This window comes from Micromonospora sp. C31, assembly GCF_018070575.1.
Taxonomy (GTDB): Bacteria; Actinomycetota; Actinomycetes; order Mycobacteriales; family Micromonosporaceae; genus Micromonospora.
In genome coordinates, this window is the sequence record NZ_JAGPXN010000001.1 from 856,888 (window position 1) to 876,182 (window position 19,295).

Below are 19,295 nucleotides of genomic sequence, written 5' to 3' on the forward strand. Positions count from 1 at the left end.
AGCGCCCCCAGCGGCCCGCGAGCCGCAAGTCACGGCTGGCCGGTGTCGAACTCGCACAGGACCACCGAGGCGTCGTCGGCAGCCTTGTGCCGGCGCAACCGGTCCGGGTGGTCGCGCTCCGCCGCGCGTACCCGGTCGACCAGTGCGCCCGGCCCCGCCGCGGTCGCCACCTCCAGCAGCCCCGCCCAGTCGAGCAGGCCGAACTGCTCCACCAGGGCCGACGCCCCGTCGCTGAGCAGCACCGCCCGCCGTACCGCGCCCGCCCCCCGCAGCGGCAGGGTCCCCGTCACGGCGTGGAACGCGGCGTCCGGGTCGGCGGCGGCCACCCAGTAACCGTGCGTGCGGTTCATCCGGGCCCGCTGCATGTCGACCGCCCGCCGGAGCCGGGTGACCCGGTCGACGTCACCCGGCAGGGCCGCCACCATGGCCCGCAGCTCCGCCGTCCCGGCGTCCAGTCGGTCGTCGGTGACCACGCTCACCCGACCACCGGCGTCGAGCACCAGCGGACTGTCGCAGAGCACCAGGTAGTCGACGTGGTCACCGCCGTCGCGCAGCAGGCAGACCGTGCTCGACGGGGTGCCCGGGTGGTCCAGGTCGCACTCCCCGCCGTGGTCGGCCCGCACGGCGAGGATCGCCGCCGCCAGGTTGCTCATCAGCGTCGCCGTCGGGCGGACCGCCTCCGCCAGCCCGAGCCGGGCCGCGAGGTGCCGGACGTACCAGGCGGTGCCGTGCGCGCAGCCCGTGTCGAAGCCCTCCGGCACGCTGGCGCCGTCCAGCACGCCGGTCATTGGCCCCAACCGGAACACCAGGTCCTCGTTGACCGACCGGCCGGGCGGCGGCGCGGACGCGGAGCGTACCCGCATCGTCCGCGCCGCCCCGACCACCCGGGTCGCCTCAGCGGCGACGGAGGTCGTCGGCGGTCTCATGCGCCTGCCCCTGCATCTGGTGGGCGGCCGACCGGCCCTGCTCCCGCACGGCCGACGCTCCCCCGGCGGCGGTGGAGCGCACCGACTCGGCTGCCTGCTGTGCCGGCTCGCGCAGGTTGTCGCGCATCTCGTGCCCGACCTGGCTGGCCTGCTCCCGCAGCTGTCCGGCCTGCGCACGCAGTTGATCGGAGTGCTGGCTCACCATGTCCTTGGCCTGCCCCGCCCACTGCCGTTCGGGGCGGCTCGCCGGAATCAGCGACGAGAGCAACAGCCCGGCGCCGAAGGCGATCAGGCCGGCCGCGAGGGGATTGCCCTGCGCCTGCTGGCGGGTCTGCTGCCCGAGCGAGCGGGCCTCCTCCCGCACCGACCCGGCCATCTCCGACATCTGCTCGCGGGAGTGCTCGCCGAACTCCCGCGCCGAATCGGCCGCGTGCGACATCTGCTCCCGGGACTGCTCCCCGAGCCCGCGCGCCGAATCGGCCGCGTGCGACATCCGCTGGCCTGCCGTGTGCGACATCCGCTGCGCGGCACCGTGCCCGTCCGACTGCACGCCCATCACCTTCTCCCTGACCCGGGTGAGCGCGCCACGGGCCTGCCCGACGCGCTCACCGGCGATCCGCCGCGGATTGACCTTGTCGGCCAGCGCGTCGACGTCGCTGCTCAGTTCGTTCCGGGTGTTCTCGATCTCCCACCGGATCCGGTCCGGATCGTTGGACATGATCTGCTCCCTCCCGGCTGGTTCACCGGCCTCGCATCGCGTCCGGTATCTCCCCGGCGGTCTGTCTCGTCCGCGGCAGCACCGAGCTGATCTGTGCCTTCTCCTTGCGCGCGCGACCGAGCAGGACACCCGTGACGGCGGCCCAGATGACGGCCACGATCAGCGCCGCCCAGCCCTGGTCCATCACGTTGGACAGCCCCCACCACAGCGCGTACGACACGAACAGCACCGTCAGGAAACCGGCCAGCGCCGCCCCGCCGAACATGCCGCCGACCTTGCCGGCCTGACCCGCCTCCGCGCGCAGCTCCGCCTTGGCCAGTTCGACCTCCTTGCGGACCAGCGTGGAGAAGTCGCGGGTCACGTCGCCCAGCAGATCGCCGACCGACTGCGTCCGCTCCTTCTCGGGGGCGCTCACGGCGCCACCCCGCCCGGGATGTCCGGCCCCTGCCGACCGGGCGGGGAGGCGTTGCGCACCCGGGCCGTCCCGGTGTAGGCCTCCTCGGCCACGTACGGCGCCTCGACCGTCCGTTCGTACGGCTGGGGGCCGGCCGGCATGGGCGCGGCACCCGGCCCGGCGGGCGTGACGGACGGCGGGGTCGACGGCTGGCTCGCGCCCCGCGCCCCGTTGCCCGAGGCGGTCAGGTTCCGGGTGAGCCGCCCGACCAGCATGCCGGCCAGGGCCGCTCCGGCCAGGAAGGTGCCCGGGTGCTGGCGCGCGTACGACCGCACCTCGCCGAGCACCGCTGCGGGTTCGCGTTCGTCGAGCCAGCCGGCCGCCTGCTCGGCGGCGTCGGCCATCCGGCGGACCGCCTGACCGGCCATCCCGGAGTCCTCGCTCCGCTGGGCCATCGAGCCGAGCTCACGCCCGATGCCGCGCAGCCCGTCGGCGGCCCGGTGCTGCTGCGCCCGGGCCTGGTCGCGCAGCTGCGTGCCGGCCTCGCCGGTCAGGTTGCGCGCCTGCCGCCGGGCCTCAGACGCCACCTGGCCGCCCTGTTCGGCGGCGGTGTGCGCGACCTGTCCGCCCTTTTCGGCGGCGTTGTGCGCGACCTGTCCACCGGCCTGGGCCGCCTGGTGCCCGACCCGGGACGCCTCCTGCCGGGCCTGCTGTGCGGTGCCGGTCGCACCGTCCGGTGGCCGGCTCGGGTTCATCTGCGTCATCGCCCGCTCCCTCCGTCGGCCCCGGGCCGCAGTTCACGGCCCGGAACGTGAACCGGCCGCGAGACGCGGCCCGGAACGACACCCGCGTACCCGCGCGGACCGCCGACATTCCGTCCGGCGGCGGGGGCCCGACGGTGGACGGGTCGGGCGCGGTACCACGCCGACGGCACCGGACCGCCGGCCGGAGCCCCGGTCCCGGCCCCTGTCCGGCCGGAGCCCCGGTCCGGCCCCTGTCCGGCCGACGGCACCGGACCGCCAGCCGGGGCAGGGGCCGGGACCGGTCACGGGGCGCGACAGCGGTCAGCGGCGGCGATTACGGGCCCGGGAGGAACGCAACCGACGTAGCCGCCCGACGAGCACCGGCTCGGCGGCGAGGGCCGCCGGGTTGTCGAGCAGCCCGTTGAGCAGCTGGTAGTAGCGGGTGGCCGAGAGGCCGAAGGTGTCCCGGACGGCCTGTTCCTTGGCGCCGGCGTGCCGCCACCACTGTCGTTCGAAGGCGAGGATGCGCCGTTCCCGCTCGGTCAGGCCGCTCTCGGGCCGGGCATCCGCCGGGGCCCCCGTGTCGCGGCCGGCGCCGCCGGGCGGAACGTCGGTGTCGCGGCCGGCGCCGCCGGGCGGAACGTCGGTGTCGCGGCCGGCGCCGCCGGGCGGAACGTCGGTGTCGCGGGGCGTCGCCACGGCGGCGTCCGACTCCACGGCCGAGCGGGGCTGCGGAACGGCCGGGGCGGCGGCCGGGCCGCCGCGCGGCTGGGGGACGACGGTCCCGGCTTCGGGCGCCCCGCCGGTGGCTACCGCCTCGCCCGCCTCGACCGTCTCGCCGGGCCCTTCCGTCGCGGGCGGCTCGGTGGCGGCCGGGGCGGCGTCGGCGGGCTGCATGGCGCTCCTCGTGGGGCTGGTCCTGCTCCGGGCGGATCGGCGTCCCGGGCGGGCGCGGGCGGCACGCCACGACGCCGACCGACGGGGGGACACCAGCCTAACCAGGGCCGACCCGGTTCGCATCGGACGACGGTGCCGCAACGTGACCGCTCCGGTCCATCGCGTGTCCGCCCGCCCGGAGGCGGGAGCGGTGCGACCGGGGCCGGGGAGAGCCGCCGGTCGCACCCGCCCACGGTCAGGAGATGTCGCGCCGTCGCATCGCCCAGAGGGCCGCGCCGAGGATCACCACGAACCCGACCACCATCAGCACCGAGGACTGCTGCCAGGTGATCTCCAGCGTGTCCGGTTTGCACTCACCGAAGTAGGTCGCCTGGCAGGTGTTCCAGTCCTCCAGGGTCACCTTCTTCCGCATCCACGCCACGGCGTAGGTGGGCAGCAGCCACGCCTCGGCGAAGCGCACGCCGGCCATCGCCAGCAGGATGCCGAGGCCGAACTGGCCGACGACCATCAGGGCGATCACTCCGCCCAGGGCCATCGCGGTGTGCCGCCCCAGCGAGGCCAGTGCGAAGCCGATGGTCGCGGTGACCAGGGCGAGCACCAGCCCGCGCAGCCCGGTCAGGGCAAACGACTGCCACGCCCCGGAGGTCATCTTCGCCGTGCTGCCACGGAAGACGGCGACCAGCCAGAAGCTGCCGAACCAGAGCAGCGTCGTGGGCACCGCCAGTGCGACCAGCCCGGTGAGCAGCGCCGCCAGCTTCGTCAGCAGTACGGTCAGCCGCCTGGGTCGCCACAGCAACAGGTTCATCATCCCGCCGGTGTTCCACTCGGCCCCGACGAAGGACGCGCCGACCACGAACCCGACCAGCGCCAGGATCGCCGTGAGCGGCAGCAGCGTGTCGCCGAAGTTCTGCCGGAAGTCGAAGGTCGACGGCAGGAACCACCGCGTCGCGATCGCCTCCCGGGGCGGCGGCTGGATGGACGCGCAGTCCTGCGGAAAGTCCTGGGCCTGGGCCGTCCCGGCGGCCTTCGCCTCGTCGCACTCCGCGCGGTACTGCGCGTTGTGGCGGACGTCCCGCTGCCACTGCTGTTCGGCGGCGCGCTCGGCCTTGGCCAGCGCGGCGGCGTCGATCTTCTCGTTGGTGAAGAAGACGCCGATCACCACCAGCGCGAGCACCAGCAGGCCGAGCAGGCTCATCCAGCGGGTGAAGCGCCGCTTGGCGAGCCGGCGCAGCTCCGTACGGTAGAGGCTCACGCGCCCCACCCTCCTCCGGCGGTACCGGGCTGCCCCGCTCCACCGACCTTCGTGGACTGGTCGACCTGCCGGTGCTGGCCGGGGACCGGCGCGGTGGCGGTCAGTTCGAGGAAGACGCTCTCCAGATCGACCGCGACCGGGGCGAGTTCACTCACGTAGAGGCCCTGCTCGGCGAGGAGCCGGGTCACCGTGGCCGGCTTGTCGACCCCGGCGAGCATCAGGTGGTCGGCCTGGCCCGTCACCCGGATCCCGGCGCGGGTCAGCGCCTCGGCGGCGACCGGCAGGTCGGTGACCGCCTCCAGCCGTACCCGCACCGCTGCCGAGGAGTGCTGGGCGAGCACCTGCTCGACCGGCCCGAAGGCCACCCGGCGGCCGAGCGAGATGATGGTGACCGAGTCGCAGATCAGCTGGATCTCGCCGAGGATGTGGCTGGACAACACCACGGTCATCCCCGACTCGGCGAGGCTGCGCGTCAGGGTACGCATCTCCCGGATGCCGCCCGGGTCGAGGCCGTTGGCCGGCTCGTCGAGGATCAGCAGCTTCGGGTTCTTCAGCAGGGCCGAGGCGACGGCGAGCCGCTGCTTCATGCCCAGCGAGTAGGTCTTGACCCGCTCGCCGGCCCGGTCGCGCAGCCCGACCAGCTCCAGCACCTCGTCGACGCGGTGTTGCGGCACCTCACCCGCGCCGGCGAGCAGGGACAGGGTCTCGCGCGCGCTGAAGTGCGGGAAGAACTGCGGGCTCTCCACGATCGCGCCGACCTGTCCGGCGACGGCGGGCAGCGCCGCCGGCACCTCGTGGCCGAGGATCGTCATCCGGCCGCCGTCGGGCCGGATGAGGCCGAGCAGCGTACGCAGTGTGGTGGTCTTGCCCGATCCGTTCGGACCGAGGAAGCCGTGCACCTGCCCTTCGTCGACCCGCATGTCGAAACCGTCGAGCGCGTGGCGGGTACCGCGCCGACGGCTCCTGTACGTCTTGCGGAGACCTTCGATCTCCAGGACAGCCGGCAAGCTGCACCTCCCCCGATGGGTGTACGACAGCCGACACCATACGCGGTATGCAGCCGCCCGCGATGCCCGGCAGGCATCCGACGCGCCGACGAGGTGCAAGGAAGGGGCCCTTCCTATGCACCAGGCGTTAGCGGGGGGCCCTTCCTTTCACCTCAGGCGCAGATGACCGTGACTCCGGCGGTGCGGAACGCCTCCACCACCTCCGGGTTGGCGCCCGAGTCGGTGACCAGGGTCTCCACCCGGTCCACCGGGCAGATCCGGGCGAAGGCGTGACCGCCCAGCTTGGAGGAGTCGGCGATGATGACGACCCGCTTGGCCCGCGCCACCATCAGGTTGTTCATCGCCGCCTCGCCCTCGTGGTGGGCGGCGGCGCCGAGCTGCGGGTCGATCGCGTCCACGCCGAGCAGGGCGACGTCCAGGGTGACCTCGCGCAGCAGCGCCCCGCCCAGCGGGCCGACCAGCTCGAACGACTTCGGACGGACCACACCGCCGGCCACCACGACCTTCATCCGGGAGCGCACCAGCAGCTCGTTGGCGATGTTCAGCGCGTTGGTGACCACGGTGAGCTGGGCGCCCTCGGCGCTGGTGTTCAGGTCGGGCCGGACGGCGAGGGCCCGGGCCACCTCCGTGCTGGTCGTGCCGCCGTTGAGGCCCACCACGGTGCCCGGCGAGACCAGCGCCGCGGCGGCCGCGCCGATCCGCTGCTTCTCCGCCGAGTGCTTGGCGGTCTTGTAGCGCAGCGGCAGGTCGTACGAGACGCCGTTGGCGACCGCGCCGCCCCGGGTCCGGGTGATCATCTGCTGCTGGGCGAGCTGGTCGAAGTCACGCCGGATGGTGGCCTGGGAGACGTCCAGCCGCTCGGCGGCCTCCTCGACGCTGACCCGGCCGTTGTCGGTCAGCATCTCGAGCAGGGCGTTCCATCTGGCGTACCGGTCCACCCGAACCCTCCAGTTACTGCACGGTCGGTGATTGATTGCGTGCACAGTAGTGCGCGAAACTACGAGGGCGCAAAACTCCGGCTTGCGCGATGCCGGAGCCGGTTGCCACAGCCAGCCGCTTTCGCGCAGAATAACGCGCGAAAGGCGGCTTTAACGAGCCGTATTGCGCACCGCTCCCCTGCGTAGGAGTTCTCATGTCGTACGTCGACGCCGAGATCGCGAGCCAGCCCGACTGCTGGCGGGAGGCGGCGCGACTCGCCGCCACCGCGACGAACCACCTCCCCCGCCCCGGGGAGCGGGTCGCCGTCGTGGGCTGTGGCACGTCGTGGTTCATGGCGATGGCGTACGCGGCCCGCCGCGAGCACCTCGGCCAGGGCGAGACCGACGCCTTCCAGGCCTCCGAGTTCCCGACCGGCCGGCGCTACGACCGGCTCGTGGCGATCACCCGCTCCGGCACCACCACCGAGGTCACCGAGCTGATCGCCGCCCTGCGCGGGCAGGTGCCGACCACCGTCCTGGTCGGCGACCCCGACTCCCCCGCCGTCGCGCTGGCCGACGCGGCGGTCACCATGCCCTTCGCCGACGAGCGCTCGGTGGTGCAGACCCGCTTCGCGACCACCGCGCTGGCCCTGCTCCGCGCCCACCTCGGCGACAACATCGACGCGCTCGCCGCCGACGCGGAGGTGGCCGTACGCGCCCCGCTGCCGATCGACCCGACCAGCATCGAGCAGGCCACCTTCCTCGGTCGCGGGTGGACGGTCGGGCTGGCCCAGGAGGCGGCCCTGAAGTGCCGCGAGGCGGCGACCTTCTGGGCCGAGGCGTACCCGGCGATGGACTACCGGCACGGGCCCATCTCGATCGCCGCCCCGGGCCGGCTGGTCTGGGCGTTCGGCGAGCTGCCCGACGGGCTGCCGGCCGACGTCGCGGCGACCGGAGCGGCGTTCGTGCACAGCCGCACCCACGGCTGCCGCACGGTGCTGGGCAGTTGGGCCGCCGGCCGTACGCCCGTCGACCCGATGGCCGACCTGATCCTGGCGCAGCGGTTCGCCGTCGCGCTCGCCACCAGCCGGGGCCTCGACCCCGACGCGCCCCGGCACCTGACCCGCTCCGTGGTCCTCGCGTGAGGTCGCCCGACGTCGTCGTCGCCCTCGACGTCGGCGGCACCGGGATGAAGTGCGCCCTGGTCCGGCCGGACGGCGCCGTGCTGCGCACCGAGCGGCACCCCACCGAAGCCGGGCGCGGCCCGGACGCCGTGGTGGAGACCGTCCTGGGGGTCGCCGAGGGGCTCGCCAACCGGGCCCGCGCCGACGGGCACGACCCGGTCGCGGTCGGCATCGCGGTGCCCGGGGTGATCGACGAGGCGCGCGGGATCGCCGTCTGGTCGGCGAACGTGGGCTTCCGGGACGTACCGCTGCGGGATCTCGCCCACGAGCGGCTCGGGCTGCCCACGGCGCTCGGCCACGACGTGCGCGCCGGCGGCCTGGCCGAGGCCCGGCTCGGCGCGGGGCGCGACGCCGGGCACGTCCTCTTCGTCGCGATCGGAACCGGGATCGCCGCCGCCCACGTGGTCGACGGCACGGCCGCCACCGGCGCGCACGGCGCCGCGGGCGAGATCGGCCACATCCTGGTACGCCCCGGCGGGCCGCGCTGCGGCTGCGGGCGTCCCGGCTGTCTGGAGGCGGTCGCCTCCGCGTCCGCCATCGGTCGGCGCTACTCGGCGCTGGCGGGCGTGCCGGCGACCGCCGCCGAGGTCGCCGACCGGGCGGCGGCCGGCGAGCCGCTGGCGGCGGACGTCTGGCGGGAGGCCGTCGAGGCACTCGCCGACGGCCTCGCCACCGGTCAGGCCCTCTACGACGTGGCGACCGTCGTGCTCGGCGGCGGGCTCGCACGCGCCGGCGCGCGCCTGCTCGACCCGCTCCGGGCCGCGCTGCACGAACGGATGACCTTCCACCGGGAGCCGCGCCTGGTCGCGGCGGCCCTCGGCGACGGGGCCGGCTGCCTCGGCGCCGCCCTGCTCGCCCTCGACAGTCTGGAGAAGTGATGGCCAACCGGGTGAACGGCAAGGTGGTGACCCCGACGGGCGTGATCCGGCAGGGCTGCGTGGAGGTGGACGAGGGTCGGATCAGGGCAGTCGCCGAGTACCCGTCCGTGCGCGACGGGCACTGGATCGTGCCCGGCTTCGTCGACATGCACACGCACGGCGGCGGCGGACACACCTTCACCACGGGCGACGCCGGGCAGGCCCGGCAGGCCGCCGACTTCCACCTGCGGCACGGCACCACCACGCTGCTGGCCAGCCTCGTCAGCTCACCCTTCGTGCTCATGCGTTCGGCCACCGAGGCGTTCGCCCCGCTGGTCGCCGAGGGGGTGCTGGCCGGGATCCACTTCGAGGGGCCGTATCTCTCCTCCGCCCGCTGCGGCGCGCAGAACCCCGAGTACCTGCGCGACCCGTCCACCGACGAGCTGGCCGAGCTGATCGAGCTGGGCGACGGGGCCGTCCGGATGGTCACCCTCGCCCCGGAACGGGACGGCGCCCTTGAGGCGGTCAAGCTGCTCACCGCGCACCGGGTGGTCGCCGCCGTCGGCCACACCGACGCCACGTACGACGAGACCCGCGCCGCCGTCGCGGCGGGCGCGAGCGTCGGCACCCACCTGTTCAACGGGATGCGGCCGGTGCACCACCGCGAGCCCGGTCCCGTGGTGGCCCTGCTGGACGCCCCGAGCGTGGTCTGCGAGCTGGTCGCCGACGGTGTGCACCTGCACGACGGGACGCTGGGCTTCGTCACGTCGACGGCGGGCCCCGAGCGGGCCGCCCTGATCACCGACGCGATGGCCGCCGCGGGCATGGCCGACGGCGAGTACGACCTCGGCGGCCAGACGGTCACGGTGGCGGACGGCGTGGCCCGGCTGGCCCGCGACGGCGCGATCGCGGGCAGCACCCTGACCATGGACGCCGCGCTGCGGCACGCGGTGGCCGCCGGAATCCCGATCGCGGACGCCGTCCGGATGGCGTCCACCACCCCGGCCCGCGCGATCGGCCTCGGCGACCAGTTGGGCGCGCTCCAGGTCGGGCTCCGAGCCGACCTGGTGGTGCTCGACGACGACCTGAACGTGGTCCGGGTGATGCGCGGCGGCTCCTGGGTGGAGTGACGCCGATCGCGGCGGCGGCGATCGCGGCGGCGGGGAAAGCTGGCAGCCCGGCGGCAACGTCCATTGCCGGGCAGTCGGGCAGCCGGGCGACCACCGTCGCCGAGGCTGTCGAGCTGCCCGCCGGTGTGCCACCTCGGCGCTGTCGAGCTGCCCCACCGGTGAGACCACGCCGCCACCGCCGTCCCGGTCCAGTGATGGTTGCGGCGACTGGTGCTGGTCGTGGTGACGGAGCGGAGGACGCCGCCGGGTCTGCCCCACACACAGGGGCAGCTCGACAGTGCCCGGGCCGCGAACCCTCGCCCCGGCCGGAATCGATGCGCCCCGGTGTACCGCCACGCTGAACCGGCCGCTCGACCGCGCCCGGCCGGACCGGGACGACCACACCGGGCCGGCCACACCAGGCCTCGGCGTGATCGGTCATGGTGCCATCCACAGCGCCGGGACGGCGCCGAGCACGGCTGGGTTCAGCCGGTGGTGGGGACCTCGACGCCGAGTACCGCCTGCTCGTCCGGGCGGTGCACCAGCACGTCGGAGAGGAACGACTGCACGGCCGGGGCCATCCCGACGTCCCGGCCGGCCCGCTCGGAGAGCAGCCACTTGTGCTCGATGATCTGCGCGAAGAGCTCCTGCGGCTCCAGCTTGCGGCGCAGGTGCGCCGGCACGGCCCGGACCACCGGCTCGAAGACCTCGGTCAGCCAGCGGTGCGCGGCCTGCTGCTCGTCGGTCAGGTAGCTCTCGGCACGGTAGGCGTCGAGGTCGTTCAGCAGTTGCCGGGCCTGGTTCTCCTCGGCGTCCAGGCCGGTCAGGCGCAGCAGCCGCCGGGTGTGGTAGCCCGCGTCGACCACCTTCGGCCGGATCAGGTACCGCCCGTTGTCGATCGTGGACATGGCCACCTCGGCGACGTCGAAGCCCAGCTCGTTGAGGCGGCGGATCCGCCCTTCGATGTCGTGCCGGGCCTCCCGCTCGACCTGCTGCTCGTAGGTGATCTCGTGCCACAGCCGCTCGTAGCGCTGCACGACCTCCTCGCAGACGACCTCCGGGTCGATCGACTCGTGCAGCAGTCCGGCGGCCTGGAGGTCGAGCGCCTCGCCGAAGATGTTGACCCGGGCGATCTCCAGGTCCTCGCCGCGCTGCCCGCTGGACAGCGACTGGTGCAGCGCCCCGGTCTCGGCGTCCACGAGGTAGGCGGCGAACGCCCCGGCGTCCCGGCGGAACAGGGTGTTCGACAGCGAGCAGTCGCCCCAGAAGAAGCCGGTCAGATGCATCCGGACGATCAGGGCGGCGAGCGCGTCGAGCAGTCGGCCCATCGTCTCCGGGCGCAGGGTGTGCGAGAAGAGCGCCCGGTAGGGCAGGGAGAACTGCAGGTGCCGGGTGATCAGCACCGACTCGAGGGGTTCCCCGTCGTCCGTCTGCCGGTCGGCGACGATCGCCACCGCCTCGACCGACGGGAAGTCGATCCGCTCCAGGGCGCGGAGCAGGTCGTACTCCCGCTCGGCGATCCGCTCGCGGGTCTCCTTGAACGCGTAGACGTACTCACCCAGCCGGACGAAGCGGACGATGTGCCGGGAGATGCCCTGCGGCAACGCCACCAGGTGTTGCGCAGGCCACTCCTCCAACGGAGTCGACCAGGGGAGGTCGAGCAGCGCCGGGTCCACGAGGGCCGAGGTGATCCGCACGGGCACAAGTCTGACGGGTTCCCCCCGCCGAGCGCCTCCCTTCGTGGCTCGGCACACAGGCGCCCCCGGCCCGTCCGGTGCCGACGCCGGCAGGGGCCGGTAGCGTGACGGGGTGCGCGAGACCACGACGGTACGGGGAAAGGTCCAGCTCCGGCCGGTCCGGCCGGCCGGCTGGTGGTTCGACGCGCTGCTGCTCACCGCGCTGGTCGGGATGACCGTGGCCCTCGCCAACGAGAGGCTCTTCGGGATCGACCGGGCGGTCGCCGACTGGTCGCAGGCGCACCGACCGACGGCCGCGCACTGGACGGCGGTGATCCTCAACTACCTCGGTCAGGGCACCCCGTTGACGCTGATCGCCCTGGGGCTCGCGGTGCTGCTCGCGGTGCGGCTGGGATCCGTACGACCGGTGCTGCCGCCCGTGCTCGCCTTCGCCCTCACCTTCCTCACGATCGGCCCGCTCAAGGTGTGGACCGCCCGGCCCGCGCCCAGCGCGAGCATCAAGGACCCCTTCCTGCCCGCCGAGCGGACCCTCCCGCTGTTCCAGGACGAGCTGCCGCTGCGGTTCGCCCAGTCCTACCCCTCCGGCCACGTCGCCAACGCGATCGTCTGGTACGGCGTCATCGCGCTGCTGCTCGCCCCGCTGCTGCGCACGTACGGCCGCAGCGTGCCGCCCCGACTGGTCGCCGTGGTCCGGGTGGTGCCGCCGCTCGTGGTGCTCTGCACCACCACCTACCTGGGCTGGCACTGGCTGACCGACTCGGTCGCCGGGCTGCTGCTCGGGCTCCTGCTCGACCGGTTGCTGCACCGGGTGCCGTGGGACGACCTGCCGCTGCCGGGGGCGCCGCGGGACTGGCACCGTCCGTTCACCCGCGCCCCCTAGGGTCTCGCCGTGGATCAACTGGCGCGCCGGCTCGGCGCGAAGGACGCGGTGGTCATCGGTCTGGGGTCGATGCTCGGCGCGGGCGTCTTCGTGGTCTTCGCGCCGGCCGCCGCGGCGGCCGGCGGGGCCGGGCTGCTGGCGGCCCTCGTACTGGCCGGTCTCATCGCCTTCTGCAACGCCACCAGCTCGGCCCGGCTCGCGGCCCGCTACCCGGAGTCCGGCGGCACCTACGTGTACGGGCGGCAGCGGCTCGGCCCGTTCGCCGGGTTCCTGGCCGGCTGGGGTTTCGTCGTCGGCAAGACGGCGAGCTGCGCGGCGATGGCGCTGACCATCGGGGCGTACCTCTGGCCGGGGCAGGCGCGGCTCGTCGCCGTCGGCGCGGTGCTGGCGGTGACCGCCGTGAACCTGCGCGGCATCGGCAAGACCGCGACCGCGACGAAGGTGCTGGTCGGCGTGGTGCTGGCGGTGCTGACCCTGGTCGCGGTGGCCGGCGCGGTCGGCGGCGACGTCGCGCTCGACCGGCTCGGCGACCTCGGCGGCGGCGGGCGGGGTGTGCTCACCGCCGCCGGGCTGCTCTTCTTCGCCTTCGCCGGGTACGCCCGCATCGCCACCCTCGGCGAGGAGGTGCGCGAGCCGGAGCGGACCATCCCCCGGGCCGTCCCGCTGGCGCTCGGCGTGGTGCTGGCGGTCTACCTGGTGCTGGCCGTGGTGACGGTCGGCGTGCTCGGGGCCGACCGGCTGGCCGCATCCACCGCGCCCCTGGCCGACGTGGTGACGGCCGCCGGGCTGCCCGGGCTGGCGTGGCTCGTGCGGGCCGGGGCGACCGTGGCGGTGACCGGGGTGCTGCTCTCCCTGCTCGCCGGGGTGGGGCGCACCGCGCTCGCGATGGCCCGCCACCGCGACCTGCCGGGGACGCTCGCCGCCGTCCACCCGGTGCACCGGGTGCCGCACCGGGCGGAACTGGCGGTGGCCGCCGTGGTGGTGGCGATCGTGCTGCTGGGCGACGTCCGCGACGCCATCGGCTTCTCCAGCTGCACGGTGCTGGTCTACTACGCGATCACCAACGCCGCCGCGCTGACGCTGGGCCGCGATCCGGGCCGGCGGCTGCCGGTGCGGGGGCTGGCCGTGCTGGGGCTGGTCGGCTGCCTGCTGCTCGCGGTCAACCTGCCGCCGGCCAGCGTGCTCGCCGGCGCCGCCGTGCTCGCCGCCGGCGCCCTCTGGTACGCCCTGCGCCCCCGCCGGGCCTGACCCGGCCGGCCCGACCCGTCACTGCTCCGGTTGCCGGGGTGTGGGCGCGACCGGGTCCTCCGGCGGGGGTGGCGCGGCCTCGCGGAGCAGTGCGTTCAGGCCGGCCCGGCGGGCCACCACCGTCAGCCGGTCGCCCGCCACGATCACCAGGCGCGCGTCGGGCGCCCAGTCGAGGCGCTGGCCGGCCCGGGCGTGCGCCAGCAGGCGTACGCTCTCGGCCCGCCCGACGACGGCGAGCGGCCGGCCGTCCAGCGACGATCCGGCGGCGACGCTGACCTCGGTGACCAGCAGCGCGTGCCGGCCGACCGGGATGGTGGCGATCACCGCCCGGTCCAGCAGCGCGGCGGCGAACGACGGCGCGGCGAGGTAGGACACGCTGCGCGAGACGCCGATGCCGAACGCCTGCTGGACGCGTTCGGCGAAGTGGCCGTCGAAGAGGCGCAGCACCACCTGGAGTTCCGGGTTGACGGCCCGGCCGTTGAGCGCCGCCTGGAGGTTGGTCTCGTCGTCGGTGGAGACCACCACCAGTGCCTGGCAGCCGCCCACGGACGCCGACTGGAGGGTCTCCTCCAGCGCGGCGTCGCCCACGATCAGCGGTACGCCCAGCCGCCGGGCCAGCGCCCCACCGCGTGGCTCGGGCAGCTTGTCGATGGCCACCACCTCGACGCCGAAGTCGCAGAGCTGGGCCATCACCCGGGTGCCGACGTTGCCCAGCCCGACCACCACCACGTGCCCGGCGCGCTCGGGCTGGATGCGGCCCGAGTGCAGGGCCAGCCGGGCGTTGACGATGCCGTCGACCACCACGGCGGTGATCAGCGGGATCAACGCCAGCCCGGCCAGGTTGAGCACCACCTGCATGATCTGCTCGGCGGCCGGCTTGTTCGGTTCCGGGTCCTGCCCGCTCAGCGTCGTCACGAGCGTCAGGTAGAGCGAATCGGCCCAGTTGGCGTCCGTGGCGCGGCCGTTGAGCCAGCCGAGCACCCCGATCACCGCCAGCAGCACGATCACCGCGACGCCGATCTTGCGGGTGGCGAAGCTGCGTACGGCGCGCAGCAGCACGGTCAGGGGGCGGCGGCGCCGGCGGGCGCGCCTCAACCGGCGGGCGGCCAGCTCCGTACCGGGCGGTGTCCCGGTCGCCTCGGCGATCACCAGGTCGGCCGCGCGCTCGTCGGCGGGGAGCAACCGGACCTGCTGCGGGTCGCGGGTGTCGGCCACCCCGCAGACCACGTCGGTCGGGCGTACGTCGTCGCGGCGGGCCACGTGGAGGGTGCGCCCGCCGTGCCGGAAGTGGGTGGGGGCGACCTCGCCCAGCGCGGCGGCCACGAAGGCGGGGGCGGCCATGGAGGCGTCGGAGAGCACCGCCGAGTCGGGGAAGATCTGCCGCACCCCGTTGGCGAGGTTGGTGTTGAACATCCGCACCACCAGGCGCAACCCGGGCTCGACCTCCTGCGCGCAGAGCGCGGCGTGCATGTTGCCGACGTCGTCCTGGTGCAGCAGGGCCAGCCCGTCGGCGCCGGCCAGCCCCGCCCGGCGGAAGGTGACCTCGTCCAGCCGGTCGGCGCGGACCACCTCGACACCCTGCAGGTCGCGCCCGTCGGGCTCGTCGGAGCTCGGCCGTCCGGGCACGACCAGAGTGATGCGGACGCGGCCGGCCTGGAACTCGGTGGCGAGCAGCGCCCGCACCACCCAGTAGGCCAGGGCGTCGCGGCCACAGATCACGTAGTGTGCCGGGGCGTCGCCGTTGACCCTGAGCCGCCGGCCGGCACGCCGCGCACGATCCAGCAGGGGCTCCGCCATGTGCCGCATCGTAGTCAGCCCGTCGCGCCGCGCGCAGCCCCGTGATCATGGACGCTGGTCGCCCCGGCATGTCCCATCCGGGGACGGGTAGAGCACCGGCATGCAGACGTTCCTGCCGTACCCGGACTTCCTGGCCAGTGCCCGGACCCTGGACCAGAAACGGCTGGGCAAGCAGCGGGTGGAGACCATCCAGGTGCTGCGCGGTCTGACCTGGCCCACGTACGGCTGGCGCAACCACCCGGCGGTGAAGATGTGGGCCGGGTACGAGGAGGCCCTGACCCGCTACGGGCTGGACGTCTGCGCGGTCTGGTGCGAGCCCGGGCGGGCGGACACCTGCGCCACCACGATGACCGCCGACCTCGCCGCCGCCTGCGGCCTCACCCGGGTCCGCACGCAGGCCGAGCTGGCCGAGGCCGGGGAGCTGCCGCCCTGGCTGGGCCGCGACGACCTGCACCTGAGCCACCGCTCGTCGCTGCTGCGCAAGGACCCCGGGCACTACGGCCCGATCTTCGGCGACGACGTCCCGCCCGACCTGGAGTACGTCTGGCCCGCCTCGGACCGGAAGCGCCGCTGCCTACCACCTGAGGTGTAAGGAAGGGCCCCTTCCTAACGCTATGCGTTAGGAAGGGGCCCTTCCTTACACCTCACCGGGCAGACTGGAGGCTCATCCGGCGGGAAGGTGCACATGGCGCTGTCGAAGGTGGCCGGTCGGCTTATCGGCGTACGCGAACACGAGGTGGACCCGGGCGGTGGCGGGGCCCCCCGCGTGCCGGGCCCGGTGGAGGCGGTGGTGGTCGGCGGCGGGATCGCCGGCATGTCGGCGGCGGTGGTGCTGGCCGAACGCGGGGTGACGGTGACCGTGCTGGAGGCCGCGCCGACCCTCGGCGGCCGGCTCGGGGCCTGGCCGGAGACGCTCGCCGACGGCACCCGGCAGATGAACGAGCACGGCTTCCACGCGTTCTTCCGGCAGTACTACAACTGGCGCTCCGTCCTGCGCCGCGCCGACCCGGAACTGGGCTTCCTCAAGCCGGTTCCGGGCTACCCGATCCTGAGCGGGCGTTGGCCGACCGAGGAGTTCGGCCGGCTGCCGCCCGCGCCGCCGATGAACCTGCTGGCGCTGCTGCTGCGCAGCCCCAGCCTGCGCCTGGGCGACCTGCGCGGAATGGACCGGGACGCGGCGCTGCCGCTGCTCACGTACGACCCGGGGCGCACGTACGCCGAGTTCGACGACACGACCGCCGACGCGCTGCTCACCTCGTTGCGGCTGCCGGACCGGGCCCGCGCGATGCTCTTCGAGGTCTTCTCCCACTCGTTCTTCAACCACGAGGCGGAGATGTCGGCGGCGGAGATGATCGCCCAGTTCCACTTCTACCTGCTGGGCAACCCGGAAGGGCTGGCCTTCGACTGCCCCGACGAGGACTACGCGACGGCGATCTGGGAGCCGCTGACCCGGCACGTGGAGAAGCACGGCGGCCGGGTGCTCACGAGCGCCGCCGCCACCACCCTGACCCGCGAGGCCGCCGGGTGGCGGGTGACGACCGCCGACGGCACGGCGTACCCGGCCGGGCACGTGGTGCTCGCCGTCGACCCGCCCGCCCTGGCCGCGCTGGTCGCGGCCTCGCCCGGCCTGGCCGACCACGCGCCCCGGTTGGCGGCGCGGATGCCCGCGTTCGGTCGGCCCGGCCCGCCGTACGCGGTGGCGCGCTACTGGTGCGACGGGGACGTCGCCGCCGACCGGGCGGTGTTCAACGGGGTGTCCCGACAGCCCACCCTGGACTCGGTGACCCTCTATCACCGGCTGGAGAACGAGTCCCGCCGCTGGGCGCAGCGCACCGGCGGCTCGGTCGTGGAGCTGCACGCGTACGCCTGCGACGCGGGCGTGCCGGCCGAGGAGCTGGCCGAGCGGATGCGGGTCGAGCTGACGGCGCTCTGGCCGGAGGCGGCCCGGCTGCGGGTCCGGGAGCTGCGCGCCCGGGTGGAGGCGCAGGCGCCGGCGTTCACGCCCGGCAGTCACGCCTGGCGGCCGGGGGTACGCACCGACGCCGACGGGCTCTACCTGGCCGGCGACGGCATCCGGACGGACTTCCCGAGCGCGCTGATGGAGCGGTCGGCGGCGACCGGGATCGTCGCGGCCAACCACATCCTGCGGGCCGAGGGCGGCGCGGCCGAGCCGCTGCGCTCGATCCGACCCCGGGGCCTGCTCGCCGGGCGAGGCTGAGCAAAGCGGGCAAAAAGGTCATCGGGTTGGCCTAGGCTGATCGTCTGGGATGAGCCGGGAGGTCAGCGGGATGTCGCCGCGCACGGACGACGGCCCACTCGTCGCCGACATGCCGCGGGACGACGCGTACCCGCTGATCCGGGACGAGCGGGCCTGCGTCGTGACCGCCCTGCGGCTCGGCTGGTGGATGGCGGACGCCTACCACCACGCGCAGACCGCCGAGCTGCGTGACCCCGGCACCGACCGGCCGCCGGGCGCACCGGCGAAGCTGTCCAACCTGACCGAGATGTCGGGACGGCGGCGCATGCAGATGTACCTGGACGGCGTGGAGGTCGCACTCGCCCAGATCGCCGCGCTGACCCGGCGCGTCGGCCCCGCGCCCGGCACCGCCGACGCGCGGGGCCGGGTGGCCGACGGCTCCGGCGACGCCCTGCTGCTCGCCCTCGACGACCTGAACGTCGAGCTGCTGCGCTGGACGATGGCCACCAACCAGCGGGTGGGGCTGGCGTACCGGCTGGGCCGCTCGCTGGCCGACACGGTCCGCTACGGCGACGCCGTTCGGCACGGCGACGCCCGGCAGGTGGCGCACCGCTTCGGCGGCCGGCAATTCGAGATCGGCCGCTGGCTGGGCGAGCTGGCCAGCGTGCTGCCCCCGTACTCGGCCGCCGTGGTCCGCCGGTCGCTGTCGGCGTGGTCGTCGGCGGTCACCCGGGCCGGCGTGGGCGACCCGACCGAGGCGGGGCTGCCCGAGCTGGCCCGCGAGCTGCGCAACCAGGGCGAGCTGTGGCAGGGCGTGCTCACCGGCGGGCTGCACCCGAGGGACCTGCTGGACGAGGAGGACTACGCGATCGTCGCCCGGAACCTGATCGTGCGGGACCGGACGCTGGTGGTGCAGGCCGTCCGGGGGATCTTCTGGCCGGTGCTCGTACCGCTGCTCGCGGTGCTCTTCGCCGTGGTGGGGGTGAGCGTGCTCGCCGCCGCCGGGTCGCCGATGACCCGGGCCGCCGTGGCCCTGCTCGGGCTCGGCGCCGGGCTGGCCGCGATCTGGCGTACCGTCTCCGGGCCGGCGCTCGCGGTCGCCGCCGAGGTCAACCGGCCGCTGCTGGAGAGCGAGCTGGCCGCGCGGATGGCCGTACGCATCGACCGGCCCCTGGGCGCCGCGCGGGCCGCCAGCCGGGCCCGCCGCCAGCGCCGCCCCGACGAGCCGGGGCCTCGATCGAAATCCGTTGCCCCTCTCTCCCCCGCCGACCTACCGTGATCGTGCAAGGTCAACCACCGCTGCGGGAGCTGGTCATGTCGATGTCGCACGTCACCTGTGTGCCGTCGTGCCTACCCACGCGTCCGGCGTCGCCGGCCGGCGGCGGCGGTCACCGCGCCGAACACCACGTGGGCGGCCGGCCCGACTGACGCGTGCCCGCACGACGTCGAGCCGCCCGTCCGCACCCGGACCG

The 19,295-nt window shown here is 74.7% G+C and carries 18 protein-coding genes; 8 read left to right on the plus strand and 10 right to left on the minus strand.

What is annotated here, in order from left to right; all coding sequences use genetic code 11:
* Nucleotides 1-29: 29 nt before the first annotated feature.
* The 8 genes from KBX06_RS04020 to KBX06_RS04055 all read right to left on the minus strand — a co-directional run bounded on the left by KBX06_RS04020 (nucleotide 30) and on the right by KBX06_RS04055 (nucleotide 6,875).
* Complete coding sequence (locus KBX06_RS04020) at nucleotides 30-926, minus strand: hypothetical protein (protein WP_210832752.1); 897 nt, start codon at nucleotides 924-926, stop codon at nucleotides 30-32.
* On the minus strand, nucleotides 895-1,644 hold the full coding sequence (locus KBX06_RS04025; protein ID WP_210832753.1) for a DUF3618 domain-containing protein: 750 nt from the start codon (nucleotides 1,642-1,644) through the stop codon (nucleotides 895-897). The genes KBX06_RS04020 and KBX06_RS04025 overlap by 32 nt, the downstream gene beginning before the upstream one ends.
* Before the next feature lie 22 nt (nucleotides 1,645-1,666).
* Nucleotides 1,667-2,059 carry a phage holin family protein gene (locus KBX06_RS04030; RefSeq protein WP_210832754.1) on the minus strand — a complete coding sequence of 131 codons (393 nt, stop codon included), beginning with the start codon at nucleotides 2,057-2,059 and terminating at the stop codon, nucleotides 1,667-1,669.
* Entirely contained in the window at nucleotides 2,056-2,802 is a 747-nt protein-coding gene (locus KBX06_RS04035) for a hypothetical protein (protein ID WP_210832755.1), read from the minus strand. Before KBX06_RS04035 ends, KBX06_RS04030 begins: the two co-directional genes overlap by 4 nt.
* A 300-nt stretch (nucleotides 2,803-3,102) precedes the next feature.
* Nucleotides 3,103-3,678, minus strand: coding sequence for a DUF3263 domain-containing protein (locus tag KBX06_RS04040; protein WP_247685003.1), 576 nt, complete (start codon nucleotides 3,676-3,678; stop codon nucleotides 3,103-3,105).
* 235 nt (nucleotides 3,679-3,913) lie between these two features.
* Entirely contained in the window at nucleotides 3,914-4,930 is a 1,017-nt protein-coding gene (locus KBX06_RS04045) for an ABC transporter permease subunit (RefSeq protein WP_210832756.1), read from the minus strand.
* Nucleotides 4,927-5,937 (minus strand): ATP-binding cassette domain-containing protein, encoded by a 1,011-nt coding sequence (locus KBX06_RS04050; RefSeq protein ID WP_256442268.1) that lies wholly within the window; start codon nucleotides 5,935-5,937, stop codon nucleotides 4,927-4,929. Before KBX06_RS04050 ends, KBX06_RS04045 begins: the two co-directional genes overlap by 4 nt.
* 152 nt (nucleotides 5,938-6,089) lie before the next feature.
* A complete protein-coding gene (locus KBX06_RS04055; protein WP_210832758.1) occupies nucleotides 6,090-6,875 on the minus strand; it encodes a DeoR/GlpR family DNA-binding transcription regulator in 786 nt (261 codons plus the stop codon).
* Between the two features lie 194 nt (nucleotides 6,876-7,069).
* Here KBX06_RS04055 and KBX06_RS04060 point away from each other — a divergent pair, with 194 nt between their 5' ends.
* Genes KBX06_RS04060 through nagA form a run of 3 tightly spaced genes read left to right on the plus strand, consistent with a single transcriptional unit; the run spans nucleotide 7,070 to nucleotide 10,025 of the window.
* Nucleotides 7,070-7,999, plus strand: a complete 930-nt coding sequence (locus tag KBX06_RS04060; protein ID WP_210832759.1) for an SIS domain-containing protein — start codon at nucleotides 7,070-7,072, stop codon at nucleotides 7,997-7,999.
* The gene (locus KBX06_RS04065) at nucleotides 7,996-8,916 is read left to right on the plus strand and encodes an ROK family protein (protein WP_210832760.1); all 921 of its coding nucleotides are present in this window, start codon (nucleotides 7,996-7,998) and stop codon (nucleotides 8,914-8,916) included. Before KBX06_RS04060 ends, KBX06_RS04065 begins: the two co-directional genes overlap by 4 nt.
* Nucleotides 8,916-10,025: an N-acetylglucosamine-6-phosphate deacetylase gene (nagA, locus tag KBX06_RS04070; protein WP_210832761.1), complete on the plus strand. Its 1,110-nt coding sequence runs from the start codon at nucleotides 8,916-8,918 to the stop codon at nucleotides 10,023-10,025. Before KBX06_RS04065 ends, nagA begins: the two co-directional genes overlap by 1 nt.
* 464 nt (nucleotides 10,026-10,489) lie before the next feature.
* Here nagA and KBX06_RS04075 read toward each other — a convergent pair whose 3' ends face one another.
* Nucleotides 10,490-11,701, minus strand: a complete 1,212-nt coding sequence (locus tag KBX06_RS04075; RefSeq protein WP_210832762.1) for a DUF4032 domain-containing protein — start codon at nucleotides 11,699-11,701, stop codon at nucleotides 10,490-10,492.
* 112 nt (nucleotides 11,702-11,813) lie between these two features.
* Between KBX06_RS04075 and KBX06_RS04080 the strand changes: the two genes are divergently transcribed.
* Together KBX06_RS04080 and KBX06_RS04085 are read left to right on the plus strand one after the other, a co-directional pair.
* Nucleotides 11,814-12,581 carry a phosphatase PAP2 family protein gene (locus tag KBX06_RS04080; protein WP_307854410.1) on the plus strand — a complete coding sequence of 256 codons (768 nt, stop codon included), beginning with the start codon at nucleotides 11,814-11,816 and terminating at the stop codon, nucleotides 12,579-12,581.
* 9 nt (nucleotides 12,582-12,590) lie between these two features.
* Nucleotides 12,591-13,829 carry an APC family permease gene (locus tag KBX06_RS04085; RefSeq protein ID WP_210832763.1) on the plus strand — a complete coding sequence of 413 codons (1,239 nt, stop codon included), beginning with the start codon at nucleotides 12,591-12,593 and terminating at the stop codon, nucleotides 13,827-13,829.
* 18 nt (nucleotides 13,830-13,847) lie between these two features.
* Here the strand turns inward: KBX06_RS04085 and KBX06_RS04090 are convergent, their stop codons facing one another.
* Entirely contained in the window at nucleotides 13,848-15,635 is a 1,788-nt protein-coding gene (locus KBX06_RS04090; protein ID WP_210832764.1) for an NAD-binding protein, read from the minus strand.
* 91 nt (nucleotides 15,636-15,726) lie between these two features.
* Here KBX06_RS04090 and KBX06_RS04095 point away from each other — a divergent pair, with 91 nt between their 5' ends.
* From KBX06_RS04095 to KBX06_RS04105, 3 genes are all read left to right on the plus strand, one after another.
* A complete protein-coding gene (locus KBX06_RS04095; protein ID WP_210832765.1) occupies nucleotides 15,727-16,218 on the plus strand; it encodes an MSMEG_6728 family protein in 492 nt (163 codons plus the stop codon).
* 93 nt (nucleotides 16,219-16,311) lie between these two features.
* A complete protein-coding gene (locus KBX06_RS04100) occupies nucleotides 16,312-17,844 on the plus strand; it encodes an FAD-dependent oxidoreductase (protein WP_210832766.1) in 1,533 nt (510 codons plus the stop codon).
* Nucleotides 17,845-17,914: 70 nt separating this feature from the next.
* Nucleotides 17,915-19,102: a hypothetical protein gene (locus KBX06_RS04105; RefSeq protein ID WP_247685004.1), complete on the plus strand. Its 1,188-nt coding sequence runs from the start codon at nucleotides 17,915-17,917 to the stop codon at nucleotides 19,100-19,102.
* Nucleotides 19,103-19,295: the final 193 nt, after the last annotated feature.

What these genes read in the sequence shown, in the direction of transcription:
- KBX06_RS04020 (WP_210832752.1), bottom strand. Translation starts at nt 926, where the DNA reads ATGAGACCGCCGACGACCTCCGTCGCCGCTGAGGCGACCCGGGTGGTC.
- KBX06_RS04090 (WP_210832764.1), bottom strand. Translation starts at nt 15,635, where the DNA reads ATGCGGCACATGGCGGAGCCCCTGCTGGATCGTGCGCGGCGTGCCGGC.
- KBX06_RS04040 (WP_247685003.1), bottom strand. Translation starts at nt 3,678, where the DNA reads ATGCAGCCCGCCGACGCCGCCCCGGCCGCCACCGAGCCGCCCGCGACG.
- KBX06_RS04105 (WP_247685004.1), top strand. Translation starts at nt 17,915, where the DNA reads ATGTCGCCGCGCACGGACGACGGCCCACTCGTCGCCGACATGCCGCGG.
- KBX06_RS04100 (WP_210832766.1), top strand. Translation starts at nt 16,312, where the DNA reads ATGGCGCTGTCGAAGGTGGCCGGTCGGCTTATCGGCGTACGCGAACAC.
- KBX06_RS04025 (WP_210832753.1), bottom strand. Translation starts at nt 1,644, where the DNA reads ATGTCCAACGATCCGGACCGGATCCGGTGGGAGATCGAGAACACCCGG.
- KBX06_RS04060 (WP_210832759.1), top strand. Translation starts at nt 7,070, where the DNA reads ATGTCGTACGTCGACGCCGAGATCGCGAGCCAGCCCGACTGCTGGCGG.
- KBX06_RS04035 (WP_210832755.1), bottom strand. Translation starts at nt 2,802, where the DNA reads ATGACGCAGATGAACCCGAGCCGGCCACCGGACGGTGCGACCGGCACC.
- nagA (WP_210832761.1), top strand. Translation starts at nt 8,916, where the DNA reads ATGGCCAACCGGGTGAACGGCAAGGTGGTGACCCCGACGGGCGTGATC.
- KBX06_RS04095 (WP_210832765.1), top strand. Translation starts at nt 15,727, where the DNA reads ATGCAGACGTTCCTGCCGTACCCGGACTTCCTGGCCAGTGCCCGGACC.